Annotated in this window: 21 protein-coding genes; 10 read left to right on the top strand and 11 right to left on the bottom strand. The window is 73.8% G+C overall.

The features are described from left to right. The first annotated feature begins 10 nt into the window (after nucleotides 1-10). Entirely contained in the window at nucleotides 11-802 is a 792-nt protein-coding gene (locus BJY16_RS25750) for an alpha/beta fold hydrolase (protein WP_185042135.1), read from the top strand. A 21-nt stretch (nucleotides 803-823) separates the two neighbouring features. Here BJY16_RS25750 and BJY16_RS25745 read toward each other — a convergent pair whose 3' ends face one another. After that, entirely contained in the window at nucleotides 824-1,558 is a 735-nt protein-coding gene (locus BJY16_RS25745) for an alpha/beta fold hydrolase (protein ID WP_185042134.1), read from the bottom strand. A 74-nt stretch (nucleotides 1,559-1,632) separates the two neighbouring features. Between BJY16_RS25745 and BJY16_RS25740 the strand changes: the two genes are divergently transcribed. Then, entirely contained in the window at nucleotides 1,633-2,058 is a 426-nt protein-coding gene (locus BJY16_RS25740; protein ID WP_185042133.1) for a MarR family winged helix-turn-helix transcriptional regulator, read from the top strand. Here the strand turns inward: BJY16_RS25740 and BJY16_RS25735 are convergent. Next, on the bottom strand, nucleotides 2,041-2,532 hold the full coding sequence (locus BJY16_RS25735) for a winged helix-turn-helix transcriptional regulator (RefSeq protein ID WP_185042132.1): 492 nt from the start codon (nucleotides 2,530-2,532) through the stop codon (nucleotides 2,041-2,043). The two genes, BJY16_RS25740 and BJY16_RS25735, sit on opposite strands and share 18 nt — an antisense overlap. A 74-nt stretch (nucleotides 2,533-2,606) precedes the next feature. Between BJY16_RS25735 and BJY16_RS25730 the strand changes: the two genes are divergently transcribed. Next, a complete protein-coding gene (locus BJY16_RS25730) occupies nucleotides 2,607-3,197 on the top strand; it encodes a dihydrofolate reductase family protein (protein ID WP_185042131.1) in 591 nt (196 codons plus the stop codon). Between the two features lie 193 nt (nucleotides 3,198-3,390). Here BJY16_RS25730 and BJY16_RS25725 read toward each other — a convergent pair whose 3' ends face one another. Together BJY16_RS25725 and BJY16_RS25720 are read right to left on the bottom strand one after the other, a co-directional pair. Beyond that, nucleotides 3,391-4,047 (bottom strand): response regulator, encoded by a 657-nt coding sequence (locus BJY16_RS25725; protein ID WP_185042130.1) that lies wholly within the window; start codon nucleotides 4,045-4,047, stop codon nucleotides 3,391-3,393. Then, nucleotides 4,044-5,294 (bottom strand): sensor histidine kinase, encoded by a 1,251-nt coding sequence (locus BJY16_RS25720; protein WP_311775332.1) that lies wholly within the window; start codon nucleotides 5,292-5,294, stop codon nucleotides 4,044-4,046. Before BJY16_RS25720 ends, BJY16_RS25725 begins: the two co-directional genes overlap by 4 nt. A gap of 112 nt (nucleotides 5,295-5,406) precedes the next feature. Between BJY16_RS25720 and BJY16_RS25715 the strand changes: the two genes are divergently transcribed. The 3 genes from BJY16_RS25715 to BJY16_RS25705 all read left to right on the top strand — a co-directional run bounded on the left by BJY16_RS25715 (nucleotide 5,407) and on the right by BJY16_RS25705 (nucleotide 8,908). After that, the gene (locus BJY16_RS25715) at nucleotides 5,407-6,096 is read left to right on the top strand and encodes an ABC transporter ATP-binding protein (protein WP_185042129.1); all 690 of its coding nucleotides are present in this window, start codon (nucleotides 5,407-5,409) and stop codon (nucleotides 6,094-6,096) included. Beyond that, nucleotides 6,093-8,387: an ABC transporter permease gene (locus tag BJY16_RS25710; protein WP_185042128.1), complete on the top strand. Its 2,295-nt coding sequence runs from the start codon at nucleotides 6,093-6,095 to the stop codon at nucleotides 8,385-8,387. Before BJY16_RS25715 ends, BJY16_RS25710 begins: the two co-directional genes overlap by 4 nt. Before the next feature lie 104 nt (nucleotides 8,388-8,491). Beyond that, nucleotides 8,492-8,908: an MmcQ/YjbR family DNA-binding protein gene (locus tag BJY16_RS25705; protein ID WP_185042127.1), complete on the top strand. Its 417-nt coding sequence runs from the start codon at nucleotides 8,492-8,494 to the stop codon at nucleotides 8,906-8,908. An 80-nt stretch (nucleotides 8,909-8,988) separates the two neighbouring features. Here the strand turns inward: BJY16_RS25705 and BJY16_RS25700 are convergent, their stop codons facing one another. Together BJY16_RS25700 and BJY16_RS25695 are read right to left on the bottom strand one after the other, a co-directional pair. Next, the gene (locus tag BJY16_RS25700; RefSeq protein ID WP_185042126.1) at nucleotides 8,989-9,921 is read right to left on the bottom strand and encodes a S66 peptidase family protein; all 933 of its coding nucleotides are present in this window, start codon (nucleotides 9,919-9,921) and stop codon (nucleotides 8,989-8,991) included. Between the two features lie 25 nt (nucleotides 9,922-9,946). Then, nucleotides 9,947-10,396, bottom strand: a complete 450-nt coding sequence (locus BJY16_RS25695) for a protease inhibitor I42 family protein (protein WP_185042125.1) — start codon at nucleotides 10,394-10,396, stop codon at nucleotides 9,947-9,949. A 64-nt stretch (nucleotides 10,397-10,460) separates the two neighbouring features. Here BJY16_RS25695 and BJY16_RS25690 point away from each other — a divergent pair, with 64 nt between their 5' ends. Beyond that, nucleotides 10,461-10,976 carry a HEAT repeat domain-containing protein gene (locus BJY16_RS25690; RefSeq protein WP_185042124.1) on the top strand — a complete coding sequence of 172 codons (516 nt, stop codon included), beginning with the start codon at nucleotides 10,461-10,463 and terminating at the stop codon, nucleotides 10,974-10,976. 7 nt (nucleotides 10,977-10,983) lie between these two features. Here BJY16_RS25690 and BJY16_RS25685 read toward each other — a convergent pair whose 3' ends face one another. Then, entirely contained in the window at nucleotides 10,984-11,661 is a 678-nt protein-coding gene (locus tag BJY16_RS25685; RefSeq protein WP_185042123.1) for a hypothetical protein, read from the bottom strand. 74 nt (nucleotides 11,662-11,735) lie between these two features. On the opposite strand from BJY16_RS25685, the gene BJY16_RS25680 reads away from it, so the two are divergent. Next, the gene (locus tag BJY16_RS25680; RefSeq protein WP_185042122.1) at nucleotides 11,736-12,491 is read left to right on the top strand and encodes a YlbL family protein; all 756 of its coding nucleotides are present in this window, start codon (nucleotides 11,736-11,738) and stop codon (nucleotides 12,489-12,491) included. On the opposite strand, the gene BJY16_RS25675 is transcribed toward BJY16_RS25680, so the two are convergent. After that, nucleotides 12,488-13,267 carry a LamG domain-containing protein gene (locus tag BJY16_RS25675; protein ID WP_239177036.1) on the bottom strand — a complete coding sequence of 260 codons (780 nt, stop codon included), beginning with the start codon at nucleotides 13,265-13,267 and terminating at the stop codon, nucleotides 12,488-12,490. The two genes, BJY16_RS25680 and BJY16_RS25675, sit on opposite strands and share 4 nt — an antisense overlap. Nucleotides 13,268-13,423: 156 nt before the next feature. Between BJY16_RS25675 and BJY16_RS25670 the strand changes: the two genes are divergently transcribed. Next, nucleotides 13,424-14,182 carry a group II truncated hemoglobin gene (locus BJY16_RS25670; RefSeq protein ID WP_185042121.1) on the top strand — a complete coding sequence of 253 codons (759 nt, stop codon included), beginning with the start codon at nucleotides 13,424-13,426 and terminating at the stop codon, nucleotides 14,180-14,182. A gap of 15 nt (nucleotides 14,183-14,197) precedes the next feature. Beyond that, on the top strand, nucleotides 14,198-14,989 hold the full coding sequence (locus tag BJY16_RS25665; RefSeq protein ID WP_185042120.1) for a sulfite exporter TauE/SafE family protein: 792 nt from the start codon (nucleotides 14,198-14,200) through the stop codon (nucleotides 14,987-14,989). 40 nt (nucleotides 14,990-15,029) lie between these two features. Here BJY16_RS25665 and BJY16_RS25660 read toward each other — a convergent pair whose 3' ends face one another. Genes BJY16_RS25660 through BJY16_RS25650 form a run of 3 tightly spaced genes read right to left on the bottom strand, consistent with a single transcriptional unit; the run spans nucleotide 15,030 to nucleotide 18,759 of the window. Next, nucleotides 15,030-16,466, bottom strand: a complete 1,437-nt coding sequence (locus BJY16_RS25660) for a CATRA system-associated protein (RefSeq protein WP_185042119.1) — start codon at nucleotides 16,464-16,466, stop codon at nucleotides 15,030-15,032. Further along, nucleotides 16,463-17,593, bottom strand: a complete 1,131-nt coding sequence (locus tag BJY16_RS25655; protein WP_185042118.1) for a caspase family protein — start codon at nucleotides 17,591-17,593, stop codon at nucleotides 16,463-16,465. Before BJY16_RS25655 ends, BJY16_RS25660 begins: the two co-directional genes overlap by 4 nt. A gap of 5 nt (nucleotides 17,594-17,598) precedes the next feature. Beyond that, nucleotides 17,599-18,759 (bottom strand): hypothetical protein, encoded by a 1,161-nt coding sequence (locus BJY16_RS25650; RefSeq protein ID WP_185042117.1) that lies wholly within the window; start codon nucleotides 18,757-18,759, stop codon nucleotides 17,599-17,601. Nucleotides 18,760-18,787 lie beyond the last annotated feature (28 nt).

Below are 18,787 nucleotides of genomic sequence, written 5' to 3'. Positions count from 1 at the left end.
CAGGAGTCCTGTGACATCTCTCGCCTTCGACCACGCCACCGCGGGCGCCGGTCTGCCGATCGTCTTCATCCACGCCGGGGTCGCCGACCGCCGGATGTGGGACCCGCAGTGGCACCGCCTGGCCGGCGACCACCCCCTGGTGCGGCTGGACCTGCGCGGCTTCGGCGAGTCGGCGACCCCGCCGGACGGCCCGCTGTCGCATCCCGCCGAGGTGATCGGCACGCTCGCCGGGCTCGGCATCGACCGCTGCCACCTGGTCGCCGCCTCGATGGGCGCGGGCGTCGCGGTCGAGGTCGCGCTGACCGCCCCGGACCTGGTCGCGTCGCTGCTGCTCGCCCCGCCCGGCGGCAGCCTGCTCGCCGAGCTGACCGACGATCTGAAGGCGTTCTTCGAGGCGGAGCGGACCGCGCTGGCCGCCGGCGACCTGGACGCCGCGGTCGAGGCCAACATCGCCGCCTGGGTGGTCGGCCCGGGCCGTGACCCGGCCACGGTCGACCGCGAGGTGCAGGACGCCGTGCGCCGCATGCAGCGCCGCGCCTTCGACATCCAGGAGAACTGGCCGGCCGAGCCGGACGAGGTCGAGCTGGACCCGCCGGCCCTGGACCGGCTGGCCGAGGTGCGCGCCCGCACGCTGGTCCTGGTCGGCGCGCACGACCTGGCCACCACGCTGGACGCCGCCGACCGGCTCTGCGCGGGCCTGCCCGACGTCCGCCGCGTCGACTGGCCGGACGTCGCCCACCTGCCGTCCCTGGAGCAGCCGGACCGCTTCCACGCCCTGCTGCTCGACTGGCTCGCCGGATAAGACCCGCTCGACGGTACGACCTCAGCGCACCGGCGACCGGATGGCGTCGAGCAGCTCCCCCGGCGTCTCCAGCTGGGGCAGGTGCCCGGTCTCCGGCAGCACCGTGAAGGTGGCGTGCGGCATCGCCCCGGCATACGCCTTGCCGTACTCCACCCCGACGATGCCGTCACTCTCGCCCCAGATGACGTGCACCGGCACGGTGACCGCGGCGAGCCGCTCCAGCAGGGTCGGGTCGGACATCGCCGGCCCGGCGTAACCGACCAGGGCGGCGATGTCCGGGCCGGGGCCGCCACCGGCCGGCGGGCGCGGCGCCTTGCGCTCGTCGTGGAAGGACAGCCTGCGCAGGCCGGCCGGGTCCAGCCCGGCCACGCTGGTCATCGGGTGGCCGGGCACCTCGGCGCCGATCCCGTCGACGATCACCGCGCGGCCGACCCGGGGGCCGCCGAGCAGGGCGAGCTCGGCGGCCAGCCAGCCGCCGAACGAGTTGCCGACCACGGTCACCCCGGACAGGCCGAGGCGGTCGAGCAGTTCGGCGTACGCCGCGGCGAGGTCGCGGGTGGTGGCCGGGGCGTCCGGCCGCGGGGTGCCGCCGAAGCCCGGATGGGTGGGCAGCAGCACCCGGGATCCGGTGCGCTCGGCGAGCAGATCGGCGAACCCGGCCATCGAGCCGGGCCCGGCGCCGCCGTGCAGGAGCAGGAACGTGTGAGCGCCGGCGCCGCGGACCGGAACGTCTTCGGGGCGAATGGTGATCGTCATGGACCCACCGTATATCAGGTTCCTTGTATAAGGAACCTTGCAATGTGCCGTGATCGTGGCCTAGGCTGGGCGGCGTGCCTTCCCAGCAGGACGTAGGTCTGGCCGTCAAGCGGCTGCAGTGGGTCCATCACCGCGAGAGCAACCGGCGGCTGTCCGCGCAGGCTGGCCTCTCCCTGGTGCAGTGGGACGTGCTCCGGCACGTGCACCGCAACCCGGACGCGTCGCTGCACGCCCTGGCCGAGCTGACCTTCCAGACCGACCAGTCGATGGGCGAGCTGGCCCGCCGCATGATCGAGCGCGGCCTGCTCCGCCGCGTCGAGGGCCCCGGCCGAGCCGTCCGGCACGCGCTGACCGACGAGGGCACCGCCGCCTACGAGGCCGGCTCCGGCATCGTCGACACGGTCCTCACCGAGACCGTCGGCCGCCTCACCCCCGAGGAGCAGACCATCCTCTTCACCCTCCTGGAGAAGGCGCGCGCCGGCTCATCCCGCCTCTCCTGACCCGGCGGCGTGGGCGGCGTTCAGCCGGTCGAAAGCGGTCGGGCCCGCGGCCGGCTTCGGGGTGGCGCCGAGGTGGCGGACGCGTAGCTCGTCCATCAGGTCCTCGAGGAAGGCGGGACCGGCGGCGCGCATGAACTCCTGGCGGACGCGCAGCCCGGGGGTGCCGGCGGTCCAGTCGAGGCCCCAGTTGCCCAGGGCGTGGATGACCGGCAGGGTCTGGATGCCGGCCTCGGTGAGGCTGAAACGGGCGCGCTGGCCGCGGGCCGCGGCGCCGCGGGTGAGCAGGCCGGCGTCGACCAGGCGCTTGAGACGGTCGGCCAGGATGTTCGACGCGATGCCCTCGATCGACCCGGTGAGCAGGGCCCGGAAGTACCGGCGGTCGCCGAAGATCACGTCGCGCAGCACGAGCAGGGACCAGCGGTCGCCGAGCAGCTCGACGGCGGCGTTGATCGGGCACCCGGACCGTGGCTCCACGACTCCTCCTTGACAGGCATCTCGGCCCCAATATAGTGGTTGCAAAATGCAACCACTAGTCGAAGGGTGAACCGATGGGCCGCTTCCAGTACTGGATGAACGTCTCCGTCGACCTGCGCATCGAGCAGGTCCCGGGCGACGACGGCGCCGGCGAGTGGCTGCGGATCAGCGAGGAGCTGCACCGCGAGTTCAACGCGCGGGCACGGGAGCTCACGCTGATGGTGCAGGGCCGGGTCGTCTACGAGACGATGGAGAAGTTCTGGCCGGCCGCGCGCGACGACACCACGCTGCCCGAGGTGCTCCGGGAGTACGGCGAGATCTGGACCGCCGCCCCCAAGGTGCTGGTCTCCCGGACCCGCGACAGCGCCGGCCACCACACCCGGATCATCGGCGGCGACGACGCGATCGAGCAGCTCGCCGCCCTGCGCGCGGAGACCGACGGGACGATCGGCGTGGGCGGTGCGACGCTCGCCACCCAGCTGCTGCGCGCCGGGCTGCTCGACGAGCTGCTGCTCTTCACCCACCCGACGATCCTGGGCTTCGGCCGGCCGCTGTTCGACGACTACGACCGGCCGATAGACCTCGACCTGATCGAGCAGCGGCGCTTCGAGCAGGGCGTCACCATGCATCACTACGCGATCCGCCCGGAGCCGGCCACCAGCTGACGGCGGGGTGCGGAGGCCGTACCGAAAACGGCCCTGACCGCAAGCCGAAGCGGCCCGGAAGCGAAAGCACCGCAAGCCGAAGCGGACCGCAAGCGAAAGCACCGCAAGCCGAAGCGGACCGGAAACGAAAGCACCGCAAGCCGAAGCGGACCGCAAACGAAAGCACCGCAAGCCGAAGCGGACCGGAAGTCGGTCAGGCGGGGGTGACCAGGCCGGTGCGGTAGGCCAGGACGACGGCCTGCACCCGGTCCCGCAGGCCGAGCTTGGCCAGGATCCGGGCGACGTGTGTCTTCACCGTCGCCTCGGACAGGTGCAGGTGCGCGGCCAGCTCGGCGTTGCTCAGGCCCTGGGCGAGCAGCCGCAGCACCTCCAGCTCGCGGGCGGTCAGGGTGCCCAGCTCCCGGTGCCCGGCGGGCGGGCCGGTCTCGCGCTGGGCGAACCGCTCGACCAGGCGGCGGGTGATCGCCGGCGCCAGCAGCGCGTCGCCGGAGCGGACCATCCGGACCGCGGCGACCAGGTGTTCCGGGGTGACGTCCTTGAGCAGGAAGCCGCTCGCGCCCGCGGTCAGCGCCGCGTACACGTAATGGTCCAGGTCGAAGGTGGTCAGCATGATCACGCGGGGTTCGCCGTCGGCGCCGGTGAGGATGCGGCGGGTGGCCTCCAGGCCGTCCAGCTCGGGCATCCGGATGTCCATCAGCACCACGTCCGGCCGGGTGCGGCGGACCGCCTCGATCGCCTCGGCGCCGTCGGTGGCCTCGGCGACCACGTCGATGCCGTCCGCGGTCAGGATCATCCGGAACCCGGCCCGGACCAGCGCCTGGTCGTCGGCGACCACCACCCGCAGCGTCACCGGCCCTCCAGCGGGATCGCGGCGTCGACCCGGTAGCCGCCGGTCAGGCGCGGGCCGGTGCGCAGCGTGCCGCCGTAGACGGCGAGCCGCTCGCGCAGGCCGATCAGGCCGTGCCCGCCACCGGCGCCGGCCGCGGACCGGGACGTCCCGCCGGTGTCGGTGATCCGCACCCGCAGCTGGTCGGGCCGGTAGTCGACGAGCACCGTGGCACTGGCCCCGGCGGCGTGCTTGACCGTGTTGGTCAGCGCCTCCTGCACCACCCGGTACGCCGTCAGCTCCACCCCGGCCGGCATCGGCCGCGGCTGCCCGGACCGGGTCAGGGTGACCGGCACGCCGCTGCCGGCGACCCGCTCGATCAGCGCGTCCAACCGGTCCAGGCCGGGCTGCGGCGCCAGGTCCGCGCCCGGCCCGGCGTCGTCCATGGTGAGCAGGCCCATCACGTGCCGCAGCTCGGTCATCGCGGCCCGCCCGCCGCTCTCGATCGCGAGCAGCGCCTCCCGAGCCTGCTCCGGCGACGCGTCGAGGACCTTGCGGGCCGCGCCGGCCTGGATCACCATCACGCTCACGTTGTGGGTGACCACGTCGTGCAGCTCGCGGGCGATCCGGGCGCGCTCGTGCTCGGCGGCCCGGCGCAGCGCCTCCGCCTGGTCGCGCTCCAGCTCCGCGGCGCGGTGCCGCCACCGGCGCAGGCCGTCGGCGGCGATCGCGATCGCGCCCAGGATCAGCACCGGGACGAAGCCGGGCGGGACGGTCGGCGCGCCGTCCTCGGCGCCGCTGTAGAACAGCATCGCGACCGGCAGGCTGGCCAGCGCCAGGATCCGGTAGGGGCTGTAGACCGCCGCGGTGTAGCCGGCGATCACGCAGGCGTAGAACGACACTCGCAGCGCCGAGTCGTTGTCGACCAGCCACGGCATGGTGGCCAGCACGATCCACAGCACGGTCAGCGGGCGGCGCCGGCGGAACACCAGCGGCGCCACCACGAGCAGCAGCCCGAAGAACACCTCGGCGCTGTCGTTCTCCTGGATCGGCACGAACAGCCCGGGGTCGGGCACGCCCGGATGCGGCCGCTGGTCCAGGACCACCTTCGGGTGGTCGCCGGCCGAGACCGCGGCCAGCATCAGCGACAACGCGATGAGCACGTCGAGCACCTGCCCGCGCCACGTGAGCCGTGGCAGCGTGCCGTCCCGACGCAACAACCGGCCGATCACCCGCCCATTATCGCCGTCGATCCGCCGCCGGGCGTCCACCCGTGGACTACACCTCAGGGATGACCCCGGACCGTCTCATCCCGACGGTGTGCCGAAGATGGCTCCTGCGAGCGACGCGGCCGCCCGGCCCGCGCCCCTAGCCTCGGGCAGCATGATTGAGCTGCGTGAAGTCACCCGAAGCTACGGCGACGGCCCGCCCGCCCTGCGGGACGTGGACCTGACCGTCACGGCCGGCGAGGCGGTCGCCATCCTCGGCCCGTCCGGCAGCGGCAAGTCGACCCTGCTGAACCTGATCGCCGGCCTGGACCGGCCCAGCCGCGGCACGGTCACCGTGGACGGTGTCCGGGTCGACGAGCTGGGCGAGGCCGGATCGGCCCGCTACCGGCGCGCCAAGGTCGGCCTGGTCTTCCAGTTCTTCAACCTGCTCGACGACCTGACCGTCGCGGACAACGTGACGCTGCCCGCCCAGCTGTCCGGGATGTCGCGCGGCGCGGCCCAGCGCCGGGCCCGGGAGCTGCTCGGCACGCTCGGCGTGGAGCGGCACGCCGGCGCCTACCCGGGACGGCTGTCCGGCGGGGAGCGGCAGCGGGTCGCGGTGGCCCGGGCCCTGATCAACCGGCCGGCGCTGCTGCTGGCCGACGAGCCGACCGGCGCGCTGGACACCGCCTCCGGCGAGGACGTCCAGCGGCTGCTGCAGGAGCTGCACCGGGAAGGCCAGACGATCCTGCTGGTCACCCACGACCTGGCGCTGGCGAAGTCGTGCGCGACCCGGACCGTCGAGCTGATCGACGGGCGTACCGCCGGAGACCGGAGTACCGCCGGAGACGGGCGGCCCCGATGAGCGCGCTGGGCCGGGTGGTTCGCTCCGGGGTCGGCCGCCGCCGGGTGCAGACCCTGGTGGTCGGCCTGGTCGTGCTGATCGCGGTCTCCGCGTCGGTGCTCGGCGGGACCCTGCTGGTGGCCTCGCACGCGCCGTTCGACCGGGCCTTCGACCAGCAGAACGGCGCGCACCTGACCGCGCAGTTCGACGCGAGCAAGACCACGGCGGCGCAGCTGGCCGCGTCCGCGCACGCCACGGGGGTGTCCGCGGCCGCCGGCCCGTTCCCGACCGCGACGATCACCCCGGTCGACGACCACGGCCGGGCGGTGTCGATGACCGTGGTCGGCCGCCCGCAGCCGACCGGCGGGGTGGACGACGTCAAGCTGCTCAAGGGCCGGTGGGCGACCGAGCCGGGCGAGGTGGTGCTGTTCAGCGACGGCCGGATGGAGGGCATGCGCTCCCGGGCGATCGGCGCGGTGTGGCGGAACCCGGACCTGACCGTGGTCGGCCTGGCCCGGTCGATCAGCGAGACCGCCGACGCCTGGGTGGTCCCGGAGCAGATCACCGCGACCGGCTACCAGATGCTCTACCGGCTGACGTCGGCGAGCCAGGTCGACGCCGGGCTGGCCGCGATCGAGGCGAGCGTGCCCGAGGCCTCGCTGGCCGCGTCGAGGTCCTGGCTGGTCACCCGGCAACGGGCGGCGAGCGACGCCGCGTTGTTCGTCCCCTTCCTGATCGCCTTCGGCGTGCTCGGCCTGGTGATGGCGGTGCTGATCGTCGGCAACGTGATCGCCGGCGCGGTCAGCTCCGGCACCCGCCGGATCGGCATCCTCAAGGCGCTCGGCTTCACCCCGCACCAGGTGGTCCGCGCCTACCTGAGCCAGGCGCTGATCCCGGCGACGATCGGGGCCGCGCTGGGCGCGGTCGCCGGCAACCTGCTGGCCATCCCGGTGCTGGCCAAGACCAACGACCTTTACGGTACGGACGACAGCGGCGTCGAACCGTGGGTGACCGCGGCCGTGCTCGCCGGGGTGCTGACCCTGGTCGCGGTGACCGCGTGGATCGCCGCGTCCCGGGCGGGGCGGCTGCGTACCGTCGACGCTCTTGCCGTGGGCCGCACCCCGTCACCCGGCCGTGGCCGGTGGGCGGCCCGGCTGACCGCCCGGCTGCCGCTGCCCCGCCCGGTCACGCTGGGGCTGGCGCAGCCGTTCGCCCGGCCGGTCCGATCGGCGACGATCGTCATCGCGATCGCCTTCGGGGCCGCCGCGGTCACCTTCTCGGTCGGGCTGGCCGCGTCACTGACCGAGGTGCAGGCCGCGGACAGCCACGGCGACGTCGAGGTCGGACTGGGCCGCATGGGCCCGGGACCGGGGCCGACCCCGGGCGGCGCGCAGCAGAAGGGGACGACGACCGATCCGGCGGCGGTCGCCGCCGCGATCACCGCCCAGCCCGGGACGGCCGGCTACTGCGGGGTCGCCACCGGCCAGGTGTCCGCGGCCGGCGTCACCGGCGACCTGGAGACCTTGAAGACCACCGGCACCACCTGCGCGGACGGCTACCGGATGGTGACCGGCAGCTGGTACCGGCAGGCCGGCGAGATCGTCGTGTCGACGCCGTTCCTGACCGCCACGCACACCAGCGTCGGCGACACCGTCCTGCTGACCGAGAACGGCCGGCGGAGCAGCGCGACCATCGTCGGCGAGGTGTTCAACACCGAGAACGACGGCCTGCAGATCATCACCGCGGCCGGCCCGGACGACAAGGCCGAGATGTTCTCCGTCTCGGTCCAGCCGGGCACCGATCCGGGAACCTACGCCGAGGAGCTGAACGCCGCACTCCGGCCCCTCCAGGCGCAGGCCATCGTGGACGAGAACGGCATCCCCGACGAGGTGATCATCATCAACGCGCTGACCGCGCTGCTCACCCTGATGCTGATCGCGGTCGCCGCCCTCGGCGTCCTCAACACGGTCGTCCTGGAGACCCGGGAACGCGTCCACGACCTGGGCGTCCACAAGGCCCTCGGGATGGCCCCGCGGCAGACCATCACGATGGTGATCGCCTCGGTCACGGTCACCGGGCTGGCCGGCGGCGCGCTCGGCGCCCCGATCGGCGTCCTGCTGCAACGCACCATCGTGACGTCGATGGGCCACACCGCCGGCTTCCACCTGCCCGACTCGGTGCTGGACATCTACGTCCCCGCCGAGCTGGTGCTGTTCGGCCTGGGCGGCCTGCTCATCGCGGTCCTCGGCGCCATGCTGCCGGCCGGGTGGGCGGCCCGCACCCGGACCGCGACGGCCCTGCGCACGGAATGACAGGCTGCTTCCGGTACGCCTGGCGTCGCGTACCGGAAGCAGCCCGCCCGGTCGCGCCGCCGGGCGTCGTACCGGAAATCGCCGGCAGCCGTTAGGGTCGGCTGATGTCTGGTCCTGGCGACGTGTCCCCGGAGATCCTCGACCGGCTGCGGCCGATCTGCCGGCAGCTGCCCGAGAGCTACGAGGAGCCGGCCTGGATCGGGGTCCGCTGGCGGATCCGGAAACGGACCGTCGCGCACGTCTACGAGCCGGACCCGGAGCGTTTCCCGGTCTACGCCGAGCATCTCGCCGACGGCGCGGCGCCGACCGTGCTGACCTTCCGGGTGCCGGTCGACGACCTGCTCGGGCTGACCGCCGCCGGCTTCCCCTACTTCCGCGCGCCCTGGGGTCACAACGTCGCCGGGGCCGTGCTCGGCGAGCACACCGACTGGACCGAGATCGCCGAGCTGGTCACCGACAGCTACTGCCTGATGGCCCCGAAATTCCTCGCCGCGCGAGTCGCCTACAGCCCGGCCGACTGAACCGCGCGGGTCGCCTACACCCCGGCCGACCGAACCGCGTTGGTCGCCTACAACCCGGCCGGCCGAACCGCGCTGATGGTCTACAGCGCGGGCGACTGAACCGTCAGTGTTCCCGCGTCCGCGTCGAGGACGGCCGGCACGCCGAGGCCGAGCGCGGTCTGCTGCTCGCCGTGACCGAACGGCAGGCCGCCGAGGACCGGCACCCCGAGCGATCCGAGCTGCTCGGTGAGCACCTCCCGGACCGTCGGCGTCGGGCCGTCGTCGGTGCAGCCGGTGAACTGGCCGACCGCGACGCCGGCCACCCCGTCCAACCAGCCGGCCCGCTGGAGCTGCACGAGCGAGCGGTCGATCCGGTACGGTTCCTCGCCGGCCACCTCCAGCATCAGGATGGCACCCGTCAGGTCGGGCCGGTGGCGCGTCCCGACGGTGGTGGCCAGCAGGCTCAGGTTGCCGCCGAGCAGGGTCCCGTCGGCCCGGCCGGCGGTCCGGACGCCGAAGCTGTCCTCCCGCTCGTCCGCGGTCAGCACGACCGGCTGGGCCGTCGTCAGCGCCCGGCGCATGTCCCGCGCCGTCGCGCTGTCCGGGCTTCGGGCCAGATATGAAGCGGTCGGACCGTGCAGGGTGGCCAGCCCGGTCTCGCACCAGAGTGCGACGTGCAGGGCGGTGATGTCGGAGAAGCCCATGAAGAGCTTCGGATCGGCCCGGACGGCGGCGAAGTCGAGGTCGTCGACGATCCGCTGCGCGCCGTAGCCGCCGCGCATGCACAGGACCGCCCGCACCGACGGGTCCCGGAACGCCTCGTTCAGGTCCGCGACCCGCTCGGCGTCGGTCCCGGCCAGGTAGAAGTGCCGCCGCAGCACGTTGTCACCCACCCGCACCCGCAGGTCCCAGCTGCTCAGCACGGCGGCCGCCGCCGCGACCAGCTCCTCCGGCACCCACCCGGACGGCGCGACGAGCGCCACCTGGTCCCCGGCCCGAAGCTTGGCCGGCCGCTCGATCCCATCGACAGTCACGAACGAACTGTAGAAGGTCGGCGGATCAGGAGACGGTGACCAACCAGATCGTGGCGGTCGACTCCGCCTTGTCGGCCGGCGTCTTGCAGCCGCGGTAGCAGTTGGTCAGCGTCACCGCCACCTCGCCGGGCGCGGCCGCCTCGAAGATGAAGTAGCGGGTGCCGGCCCCGCCGCCCAGCTCCGGCCCGAACAGCCGGTCGTGCACGCTGCTGTAGGCGAGCCGCTCGTCCACCGCGCGCACCACGTCGGGCGCGGCCACCTGCGCCGTCCAGTGGTCACCGGCCGAGGCGCCGCGGTCCGGCACCGCGAGGGTCAGCCGCTCCCCCGTCGCGACGGTCACGCTCAGCTCCTGCTGATCGGCCACGGTCCCGTAGGTGGTGTGCCGCTGCCACGCGTACAGCCCCCAGCCGGCGCCGGCCGCCACGATCAGCCCCGCCAGCCCCAGCCCCAGAACGCGCCGCCCACGCCACCGCACGCCGACACAGTAGCGGTAGCCATCAGCCCCCGTGGATCGGCGAGGCCGAGGAGAATGACCGGTTGTGACAGCTCCCCAGGACGACCTGCTCGCGCGGCTCACCGACGACGACCCGGACCGGGCCGCGGAGGCGGCCCGGGCGCTCGGTGCGGTCCGCCTGCTCGACGTGCTCACGACGACCGAGGACCCGGCGGTGCGGGTCGCCGCCGCGCTCGCGCTGTCCGACATGCGGGTCCCGGAGGCGCGCGACGTGATCGCCGGGCTGCTGACCCAGGAGCGCACCCGGGGCCGTCGGGGCACGCTCGTCTACGCGCTCGAGCCGTACGATTGCGGGCCGCTCCTGCCGCTGCTGGTCGACCTGATCGTCGAGGACAACTACGAGGTGGCCCGGGAGGCGGCCAGGCTGATCGACCACACCGACGCCGATCTCGACCGGCAGACCTGGGACCGGCTGGTCGCCAGGCTCGAAGCGGCCCTGGAGGCGACCGATCCACCCTATGCGATCAAGGATCCGGAGCGCCGGGAGCAGGTCATCCGGCCGGTGCTGCAGATCTTCTACGACGGCGAGGACATCGACTGAGGCGGGCTCACCAGCCGCCGTGGAAGAGGGCGGCGAGGGCCGGGGCCGGGTCGGCCGCGGTGCCGGTGTTGGCGACCGCGATCACCAGCATCGGCACGGCGAGCACCAGCAGGCCGGCGGTCACCGCGCGGCTGCGGCGCCACAGCGGGACGCTGAGCGCGACCAGGGCGACGGCCACCACCGCGGCGATCACCGCCATCGCCACGTGGTAGCGGGCGAAGTCGTCGACCATGACCGCGACCGCGGGCACCGGGGCGGCGGCGTCCAACTGCTGCTGGAGCTGCGGCGGCGGGGCGTCGGTCAGCATCGGGAACAGCGACGCGAACGGCGCCACCGCGCCCTGGACGTTGGCCATCACGGTGACCAGGGCGAGCACGGCCAGCGCCAGGAACGCCTTGTGCACCCGCACCGCGAGCAGCACGAACACCGCCAGCAGCAGCGCGGCGATCAGCCCTTTCGCCACGTGGTAGCGCAGCCAGTAGTCGACCAGGTCGCGCAGTTCCGGGGAGAGCTGCCGGTCGCCGGAGTTCCAGTAGCCGAGGAACGCCGACCGTACGCCGGCCTCGTCGAACCTGGTGCCGCCGGAGCCGATCGCGGCCAGCGGCCCGGGCGCCACGACGAACGCGACGAGCAGCGCGGCCGCGGCGGCCGCCGGACCGGCCTTGCGCCAGGAGATGATGGGCATGCGGCCACGCTAGGACCGGCGGGCAAGGCCGACCCGGCGGCGGCCGTCGCGCGACCATCGGTACGCTCGCCCCGATGAAACGTCGTGGCCTCCTGATCGCCGTTGGCGCCCTGATCACCGCTCTGCTCGGGGTCGGCGCGGCCGTCCTGCCGCTGCCCTACGTGCTGCTCGATCCGGGTCCGACGGTGGACACGCTGGGCAGCAAGGACGGCCACCAGGTGATCACCGTGACCGGCGCCGAGGTGTCCGCCTCGGCCGGCCAGCTGCGGCTCACCACGGTGTCGGTGGAGACCGGCGTCACCCTGGGCGAGGCCTGGGACGCCTGGTCCGATCCGCAGCGGGCGCTGGTGCCGCGCGACGCGGTGTTCACCGCCGGCCGCACCGACGAGCAGGTCAACCAGGAGAACGCGACGGCGTTCCAGGAGTCCGAGTCGACCGCCGTCACGGTCGCCCTGGACGAGCTCGGCAACCCGGCCGGGGTGCAGGTCACCGTGGACGTGGCGGGGATCGGCGGCCCGAGCGCCGGGCTGATGATCAGCCTCGGCATCGTCGACAAGCTGACCCCGGCCGATCTGACCGGCGGCCGGATCCTGGCCGGCACCGGCACTGTCGACGAGGCCGGGAAGGTCGGCGCGATCGGCGGCATCCCGCAGAAACTGCACGGGGCGAAAGCGGCCGGCGCGACGTATTTCCTGGTGCCGGCCGGCAACTGCGCCGAGGCCAAGCGCAACGCGGTGCCCGGGCTGCCGATGGCCAAGGTCGGTACCGTCGACGAGGCGCTGACCGCGCTGAAGACGATCACCGCCGGTGGCACCCCGGCCGCCTGCTAACGGCTGTTGTCCCAGCCGCGGACGCGGTGGATCCAGGCCGTCTTGGGATATTTCCCGGTACGCCCGCCCAGCTCCCACAGGTCGATCAGCAGGAACTGCGGGTAGAGCGGGGCCTGCGCCGAGCGGAAGAGCTCGACGCCCTCGCACCCGATCACGGTGCCGTCCGGACCCCAGATCGCCGTCCAGGTGTGCGGCCGGGCCGCGTCGACCGGGATGGTCACCTCGGTCATCTCCTGCCGGAGCCGGTCGTCGTGGTGCGCCTTGATCCCGCAGCGGGCGGTGGTCAGGTCGGCCGCCTCGATCTCGAAGACGCACACCTCGCCGCTGTCCCGCGCGTCGAGGTGTTCGGTGCCGACCAGCCAGACCGCGAACATGCAGCCCTTGTCGGCGCTGGCGCTGACCGTGACGTCGACCCGCCCGGCGGCCGGCGCCCAGAGCAGCCGGGCCGGCGTCGCGGTCCGCACCACCAGCCCGTCCGGCCGGTGCCGGTGGGTGCCCTGCCCGGATCCGAGCGGCCCGGCGAAGGTCCCGGTCTGGATGTTCGACACCCGCAGCGGCGCGTCCTCCGGCCGCCAGTCCCGCTGGTCCTCGTCGATCCGCAGGCGCAGTCCCCGGTCGCCGAGGTCGTAGCGGGCCGCGGACCGGTCCGGGGTGGTCCACTGCGGCAGATAGTGGTCGATCCAGAGGTCGTCGCGCAGCCGCGGCCCGGCGAAGTCGTCGTCGAGGTCGGGCCGGCGCGCGGGCGGCTCCGGAAGCCGGTCAGCGAGATCAGGCACGCCGCCCATCCCATCATGGCGGCCCGGTCCTCGGCCCACCCGCCCGGCGGCGGGCCTGCGCGCTGCCCGATCCGGTTGGCATGATGCCCGCAACGGCCGCCGTCGCCACCCAATTGATTACATGCTTACACGCTTACAGGGTCTAAGGTGGACCGCATGACGGTCGAGTACATCCGGTATCGCATCCCTGGTGACACCGCCGCGTTCGAGCAGGCCTATGCCCGCGCGGCCCGATTCCTAGCCCGGGCCCCGCAGTGCGTCGACTACGAGTTGAGCCGCTGCGCCGACCAACCGGACACCTACATCCTGCGCATCACCTGGACCTCCCCCGACGATCACCTGAAGGGTTTCCGGGGCGGCGAGCTGTTCCCCGGTTTCCTGGCCGAGATCCGGCCGTACGTCGAGGCGATCGAGGAGATGCGCCACTACGAGCCGACCGAGGTGCGCGGCGCCGGCGCCTCGGTCCCGAGCATGTACGAGTGGGCCGGCGGCACCGAGGCCCTGGAGCGGCTGACCGAGCGGTTCTACCAGCTGGTGCTGGCCGACGAGCTGATCGGGCCGCTGTTCGCGCAGATGGACCCGGGCCATCCGCGGCACGTCGCGATGTGGCTGGGCGAGGTGTTCGGCGGGCCGAGCCGCTACACCGACGAGCGCGGCGGCTACCCGGCCATGCTCGGCCACCACCTCGGCAAGGCGATCACCGAGCCGCAGCGGCGCCGCTGGGTGAACCTGCTGATCGACGCCGCCGACCAGGTCGGGCTGCCCGACGACCCGGAGTTCCGGGCGGCGTTCCTCGGCTACATCGAGTGGGGCACCCGGCTGGCGCTGGCCAACTCGCAGCCCGGCGCCACCCCGCCCCGGCAGGCCCCGGTGCCGCACTGGGGCTGGGGCGTCGCACCGCCGTACCAGGGCTGACTATCGTTTCCGACCATGGACGTGGCGACCGGCCTGACCGGCTTCCTGGCCGGCCTGCTGATCTCCGCGGTCACCGCGCCGGTCGGCGTGTCCGGCGCGGTGTTCCTGCTCCCGGTCCAGCTCAGCGTGCTGCACGTGCCCAGCCCGGCGGTCACCCCGACCAACCTGCTGTTCAACGTCGTCGCCGGCCCGGGCGCACTGGCCCGCTACCGGCGCAACGGCCAGCTGACCGGCCCGCTCGCCCGGCTGCTGATCGCCGGCACCGTGCCCGGTGTCGTGCTGGGCGCGGTCATCCGGGTCTTCGCGATCCCCGGCCCGCGGGTGTTCCGCCTGGTGGCCGCCGCGGTGCTGCTGCCGCTCGGCCTCTGGCTGTGCGCCCGCGCGCTGCGCCCGGGCACTCCCGACCGGCCGCCGCTGCCGCGCCGCGCCATCCTCGGGCTCAGCCTGCTCACCGGCACGGTCGGCGGCGTCTACGGGATCGGCGGCGGCTCGATCCTCGGCCCGATCCTGGCCGGCCGCGGCACCCCGATGACGCAGATCGCCCCGGCCGCCCTGGCCTCGACCTTCGTCACCTCGATCGTCGGCGCCGCCACCTACGGCGTGCTGGCCCTGACCACCTCGGGCGACATCGCCCCGCACTGGCTGCTCGGCCTGCTCTGCGGCGCCGGCGGCCTGATCGGCGGCTACCTCGGTGCCCGCCTGCAGCCCCGGCTCCCGGAGCGGACGCTGCGCCTGTTGCTCGGCACGCTGGCCACCGCCCTGGCCGTCCTCTACCTGATCCAGGCGACCACCGCAGCAACCGGTTGACCGCACCGACGGCGACGCCGCTCGCGCATCGCCTCCGGCGTCATCGCTGGATCTCGCCGGCCAGCATCCTGGCCAGCAGCTCCCGCACCTCGGCGAGCAGCGAGCCGACGTGGGGCGGCATCGCCGTCAGCCTGGCGCCGGGCTGCACGTCGCGGAACGGCGCCTGCATCTCCAGATCGTCCGCCCGCTCCAGGAACGCCTCCAGGTCCGCGGCCAGCAAGGCGCTGCGCAGGTCGTCGAGGAGCACGCCCACCCGGGCCCACCGGTCCGCCGTGAAGGTCCAGCCCGGGACGTCGGTGAGGAGATCCTGAACCTCGGCGAGGAGCTCCCGGTCAGCGGCCGGTGGCCGGAAGCCGGCAGCCGGCGTGCCGAACAGCGCGGAGATGCTGAACCGGTGGGGCAGGTGCGCGCAGTCGTCGTCGCGGGCGTCGCGCGACGGCTGGTCCGGCGACGCCCCGAACCAGGCGGTGGTGGGTTCGCTCAGGTCGGCCGCGTCCAGCGTCGGGAGGAGCCGCTCCAGCAGAGTCAGCGAGGCCGGGTCACGGAGCCTGCGCAGGCCGGTGGCGAGCAGGCGCAGTCCTTCGGGGTAGGCCGGGATGCCGGCCCGCTGGAAAGCCGCGGTGGCTTCCTCCCGTTGCCCGGCCTCCCACAGCAGGGTGCCGTGGATCGCGGCGACATCCGCCGGTTCCCGGACCCCGTCGGCATCGGGCCACCACAACGCGTCGTCCGCATGCCAGACGTTGAGGTCCGGGAGCAACTCCGCTGCCCCTCGCATCAGGAGATAGCCGCGCGCGAGGTGCGTGCCGACGTCCCGGTGTCCGTAGTCGAGTGCGGCGATCCGCCGGCAGGCGGACACGTTCCCTCGCCACAGGTAGCCGCGCAGCACCTCGGCGATCAGGTCGCCGGTGGTGACGTAGGTGGCCAGCCGGGGCACCGGGCCGGCGGCCGGCCGGACCGTCACCTCGACGTGCGACGCCTCGGGCAGCACGGAGAACTTCGGGGTGAGCCCCCGGCCGCCGGTCTGCACCAGAGCCCCGGACGGCGGCTCCATCCGGAAGGTGACCCGGTCCGGCAACGCCACGGCCGGCTCCGCCGGCCACGGGACCACCGCCCAGCCGCGGGAATCGCCGGTCCGGCGCCAGAGGCGGATCCAGCAGTCGCGATGGCCGGGATCGGTGAAGGCGCCCCACACCTGGCTGTCGGCCGTGGTGAACAGGGCGTGCGCGTCGGGCAGGCCGACCTCCAGGTCCGCCCGGTCGCCATCGTCGAGAACGACGGCGGCGGTGACCGTGCCGCCGCCCGGCAGCGCCACGGCGAAGCCGCACTGCGGGCCGGTCGCCGTGACGGTCCGCGGCTCGCCGATCCGGGCGACGAACGGCTGGCCGCCGCGACCCTCCATCGGATGCGCGGTGACCACCAGTGGCGTTCCGTCCAGCCCGGCGTCGTCGCTGGTCAGGAGCAGCCGCACGGTGCTCACCGCTGCCTTCGCACCCGGACGTCGGCGGTCGGCGGCAGGGCCAGGAACGGTCGCTGCTCCGCCACATACGAGCCCTGGTCACACTCGGCGGTGGCGACGTAGTGCCCGGCCTCGGCCGGGAATCGCCAGGGCTGCCTCGCCGAGGCCGCCGACCGGTGCTCCGGCCGGGCCGGCAGTCGCGGCGTGCACCGGACGACACCGGAGGTGATCTCCGGATCCCAGCGCACCCGGACCTCGGTCGACGGCGCCGCCGCCAGCCGCCGCAGCACCGCCGGCTGGTAGATCCGCGCGCCCTCCACCGCCTGCCCGGTCGCCTCGCCCAGTTCCCGCTGCAGCAACGTCGTCATCGCCCGGCTGATCGACTCGTTCGACACGAGCCAGGCCCCGGTGTCCGGGTCCTCCTCCCCGGCCTGGCCTTCCAGAGCCTTCACCAGGGCAGCCGTGAAGTAGGAGACCGGCGCCTCGCCGTCCGGCGCGCCGAACTCGTCGAGGAACGGCGCCCGCAGCGTCAGGTCGTGCCGGCAGAGCCGCTCCGCGTAGTCCTCCGGGGCGATCAGCGGGCCGGCGCCCAGCAGCCGTTTCCGCCGTACCTCCTCGGTGAGATGGACCCGGCAGGCGTCCACGAAGAGGCACTGCGTCCGGGGCAACTGGGTGAGCAGGCCGTCCCGGCTGGTGTCGAAGGCGAACGAACCCAGGAACGGGTTGTTGTCGCTCTCGGCGAAGTCGCTGGCCAGCAGGATGTGCTCGTCGGTCTGGACACCGTGGCCGCAGAAGTAGAGGACCGCGACGTTGTCCGGATCGGATCGGCAGCGATCCAGCCAGCCGTCGAAGGCCGCCTGGATGTTCCGCCTGGTCGGGTCGGCGACCGGCACGGCCACCCCGTCCGGGTCGACCAGCTCACGCACCGGGGAGAGCAGCACGTCGACCGTCGACACCGGCCGCGACCACGGTCCTGCCGCGTCGTCCAGCAGGCAGTCGAGGAACCGCAGCGCGGACACCGGTGCGGACCGCAGATCGGCGCTCCCGTCGTACCGTAGATGGTTTCCGGTCAGGAACGGATAGTGACCGATCCCGATGATCAGGGCGTGGATCCCGGGCTCGGCGCCCCGGCGGCGGTCCAGGAACACCGGCGTCAGCCGCCTTCCTGGATCCGGGCGGCCAGCCGCTGGTAGAAACTCGGCCGTTCGAAGTAGGTCGAATGCGCGCCGAGCAGCCCGGCCCCGGTCGAGTACCCGTAGTCCTCGACGCCGTCGAAGACCCGGGCGCCCGCGAACGACAGGCCGTCCTGCTGGTCGTAGACGTTGATCCAGCGCCGGACGTTCGGCAGCGCCGGCACCCGGTCGCGCTCGGCGTCCGCGGGCCGCTCGACCGCGCCGAACATGCCCAGCTCGGCGAAGAGCGCCACCTGCGACCCGACCGTCACCAGCAGGTCGCACTCCAGCTCCGGGCGCAGGTCGGAGAGCAGGTCGTAGACGATGTTCCCGCCCATGCTGTGCGCGATGACCACCAGCCGCTCGTCGCCGGGCCGCCGCGCCGTCATCGCCTCCGCGATCGTGTCCCCGACGATCCGCGCGATCTTTCCCTCCGCGCCGGCCCGGCCGCGCTGCGCCAGGTACTCGAAGACGTCACCGAGGAAAATCGCGCTCGGCCGGTGCACCAGCGGCCGGGCCGCCATCGCCGGCTTCGAGACCAGCCGCCCCGGCGCCGCGACCACCCGCGCGCCGACCTCGCGCAGCCGCCGCACCAGACGCCGCGACCCGAACGTCTCCCCCGCGCCCGGCTCGGCCGGCGCGACCTCGTCGAGCAGCCGGCCCAGCAGGTCCTCGTCGTCCCGGCAGTCGGCCAGCCACCCCGGCGACGGATGGCGTTCGGCGTACGCCGAAGCGCTCGCCACGAACGGGATCAGCTCGTCCGGCGGCTCCGGCTCGGCGTAGGCCCAGAGCAGATCGACGGCCTGCCCCAGCCCGCCCCGGGCCGCGTCGAGCAGCGGCCGGGCGACATCCACCGGCCGGGTGACCGCCCCGCCGAACAGCGTCTCGGCCAGGATCAGGTCGTCGCCGTCCGGCTCGAACCCGCCGAACCGCTCACCACCGGCCCGTGGCAGCGAGGCCCCACCCCACCAGAGCTCGGCCCCGGCGTCACCCCAGAACGCCTCATACCGCCCGATCGCCGCGTCGCCGCCGCCCAGCGCGGGAAACAGGATCTCCTCGAGCAGCGCCCAGCGTTTCACGAACCGCCGCGTCGTGCCCGGCTTCTTCCGAGTGGCCACCCCGTGCACGAAGACAACCGGCATGCCCGAAGAGTACTCAGGTGATCGCTGT

The sequence above is a fragment of the Actinoplanes octamycinicus genome (assembly GCF_014205225.1).
GTDB classification, from domain to species: domain Bacteria; phylum Actinomycetota; class Actinomycetes; order Mycobacteriales; family Micromonosporaceae; genus Actinoplanes; species Actinoplanes octamycinicus.
The sequence above is the reverse complement of the archived record's forward strand: the minus strand, read 5'-3'. Positions and strand labels throughout refer to the sequence as shown.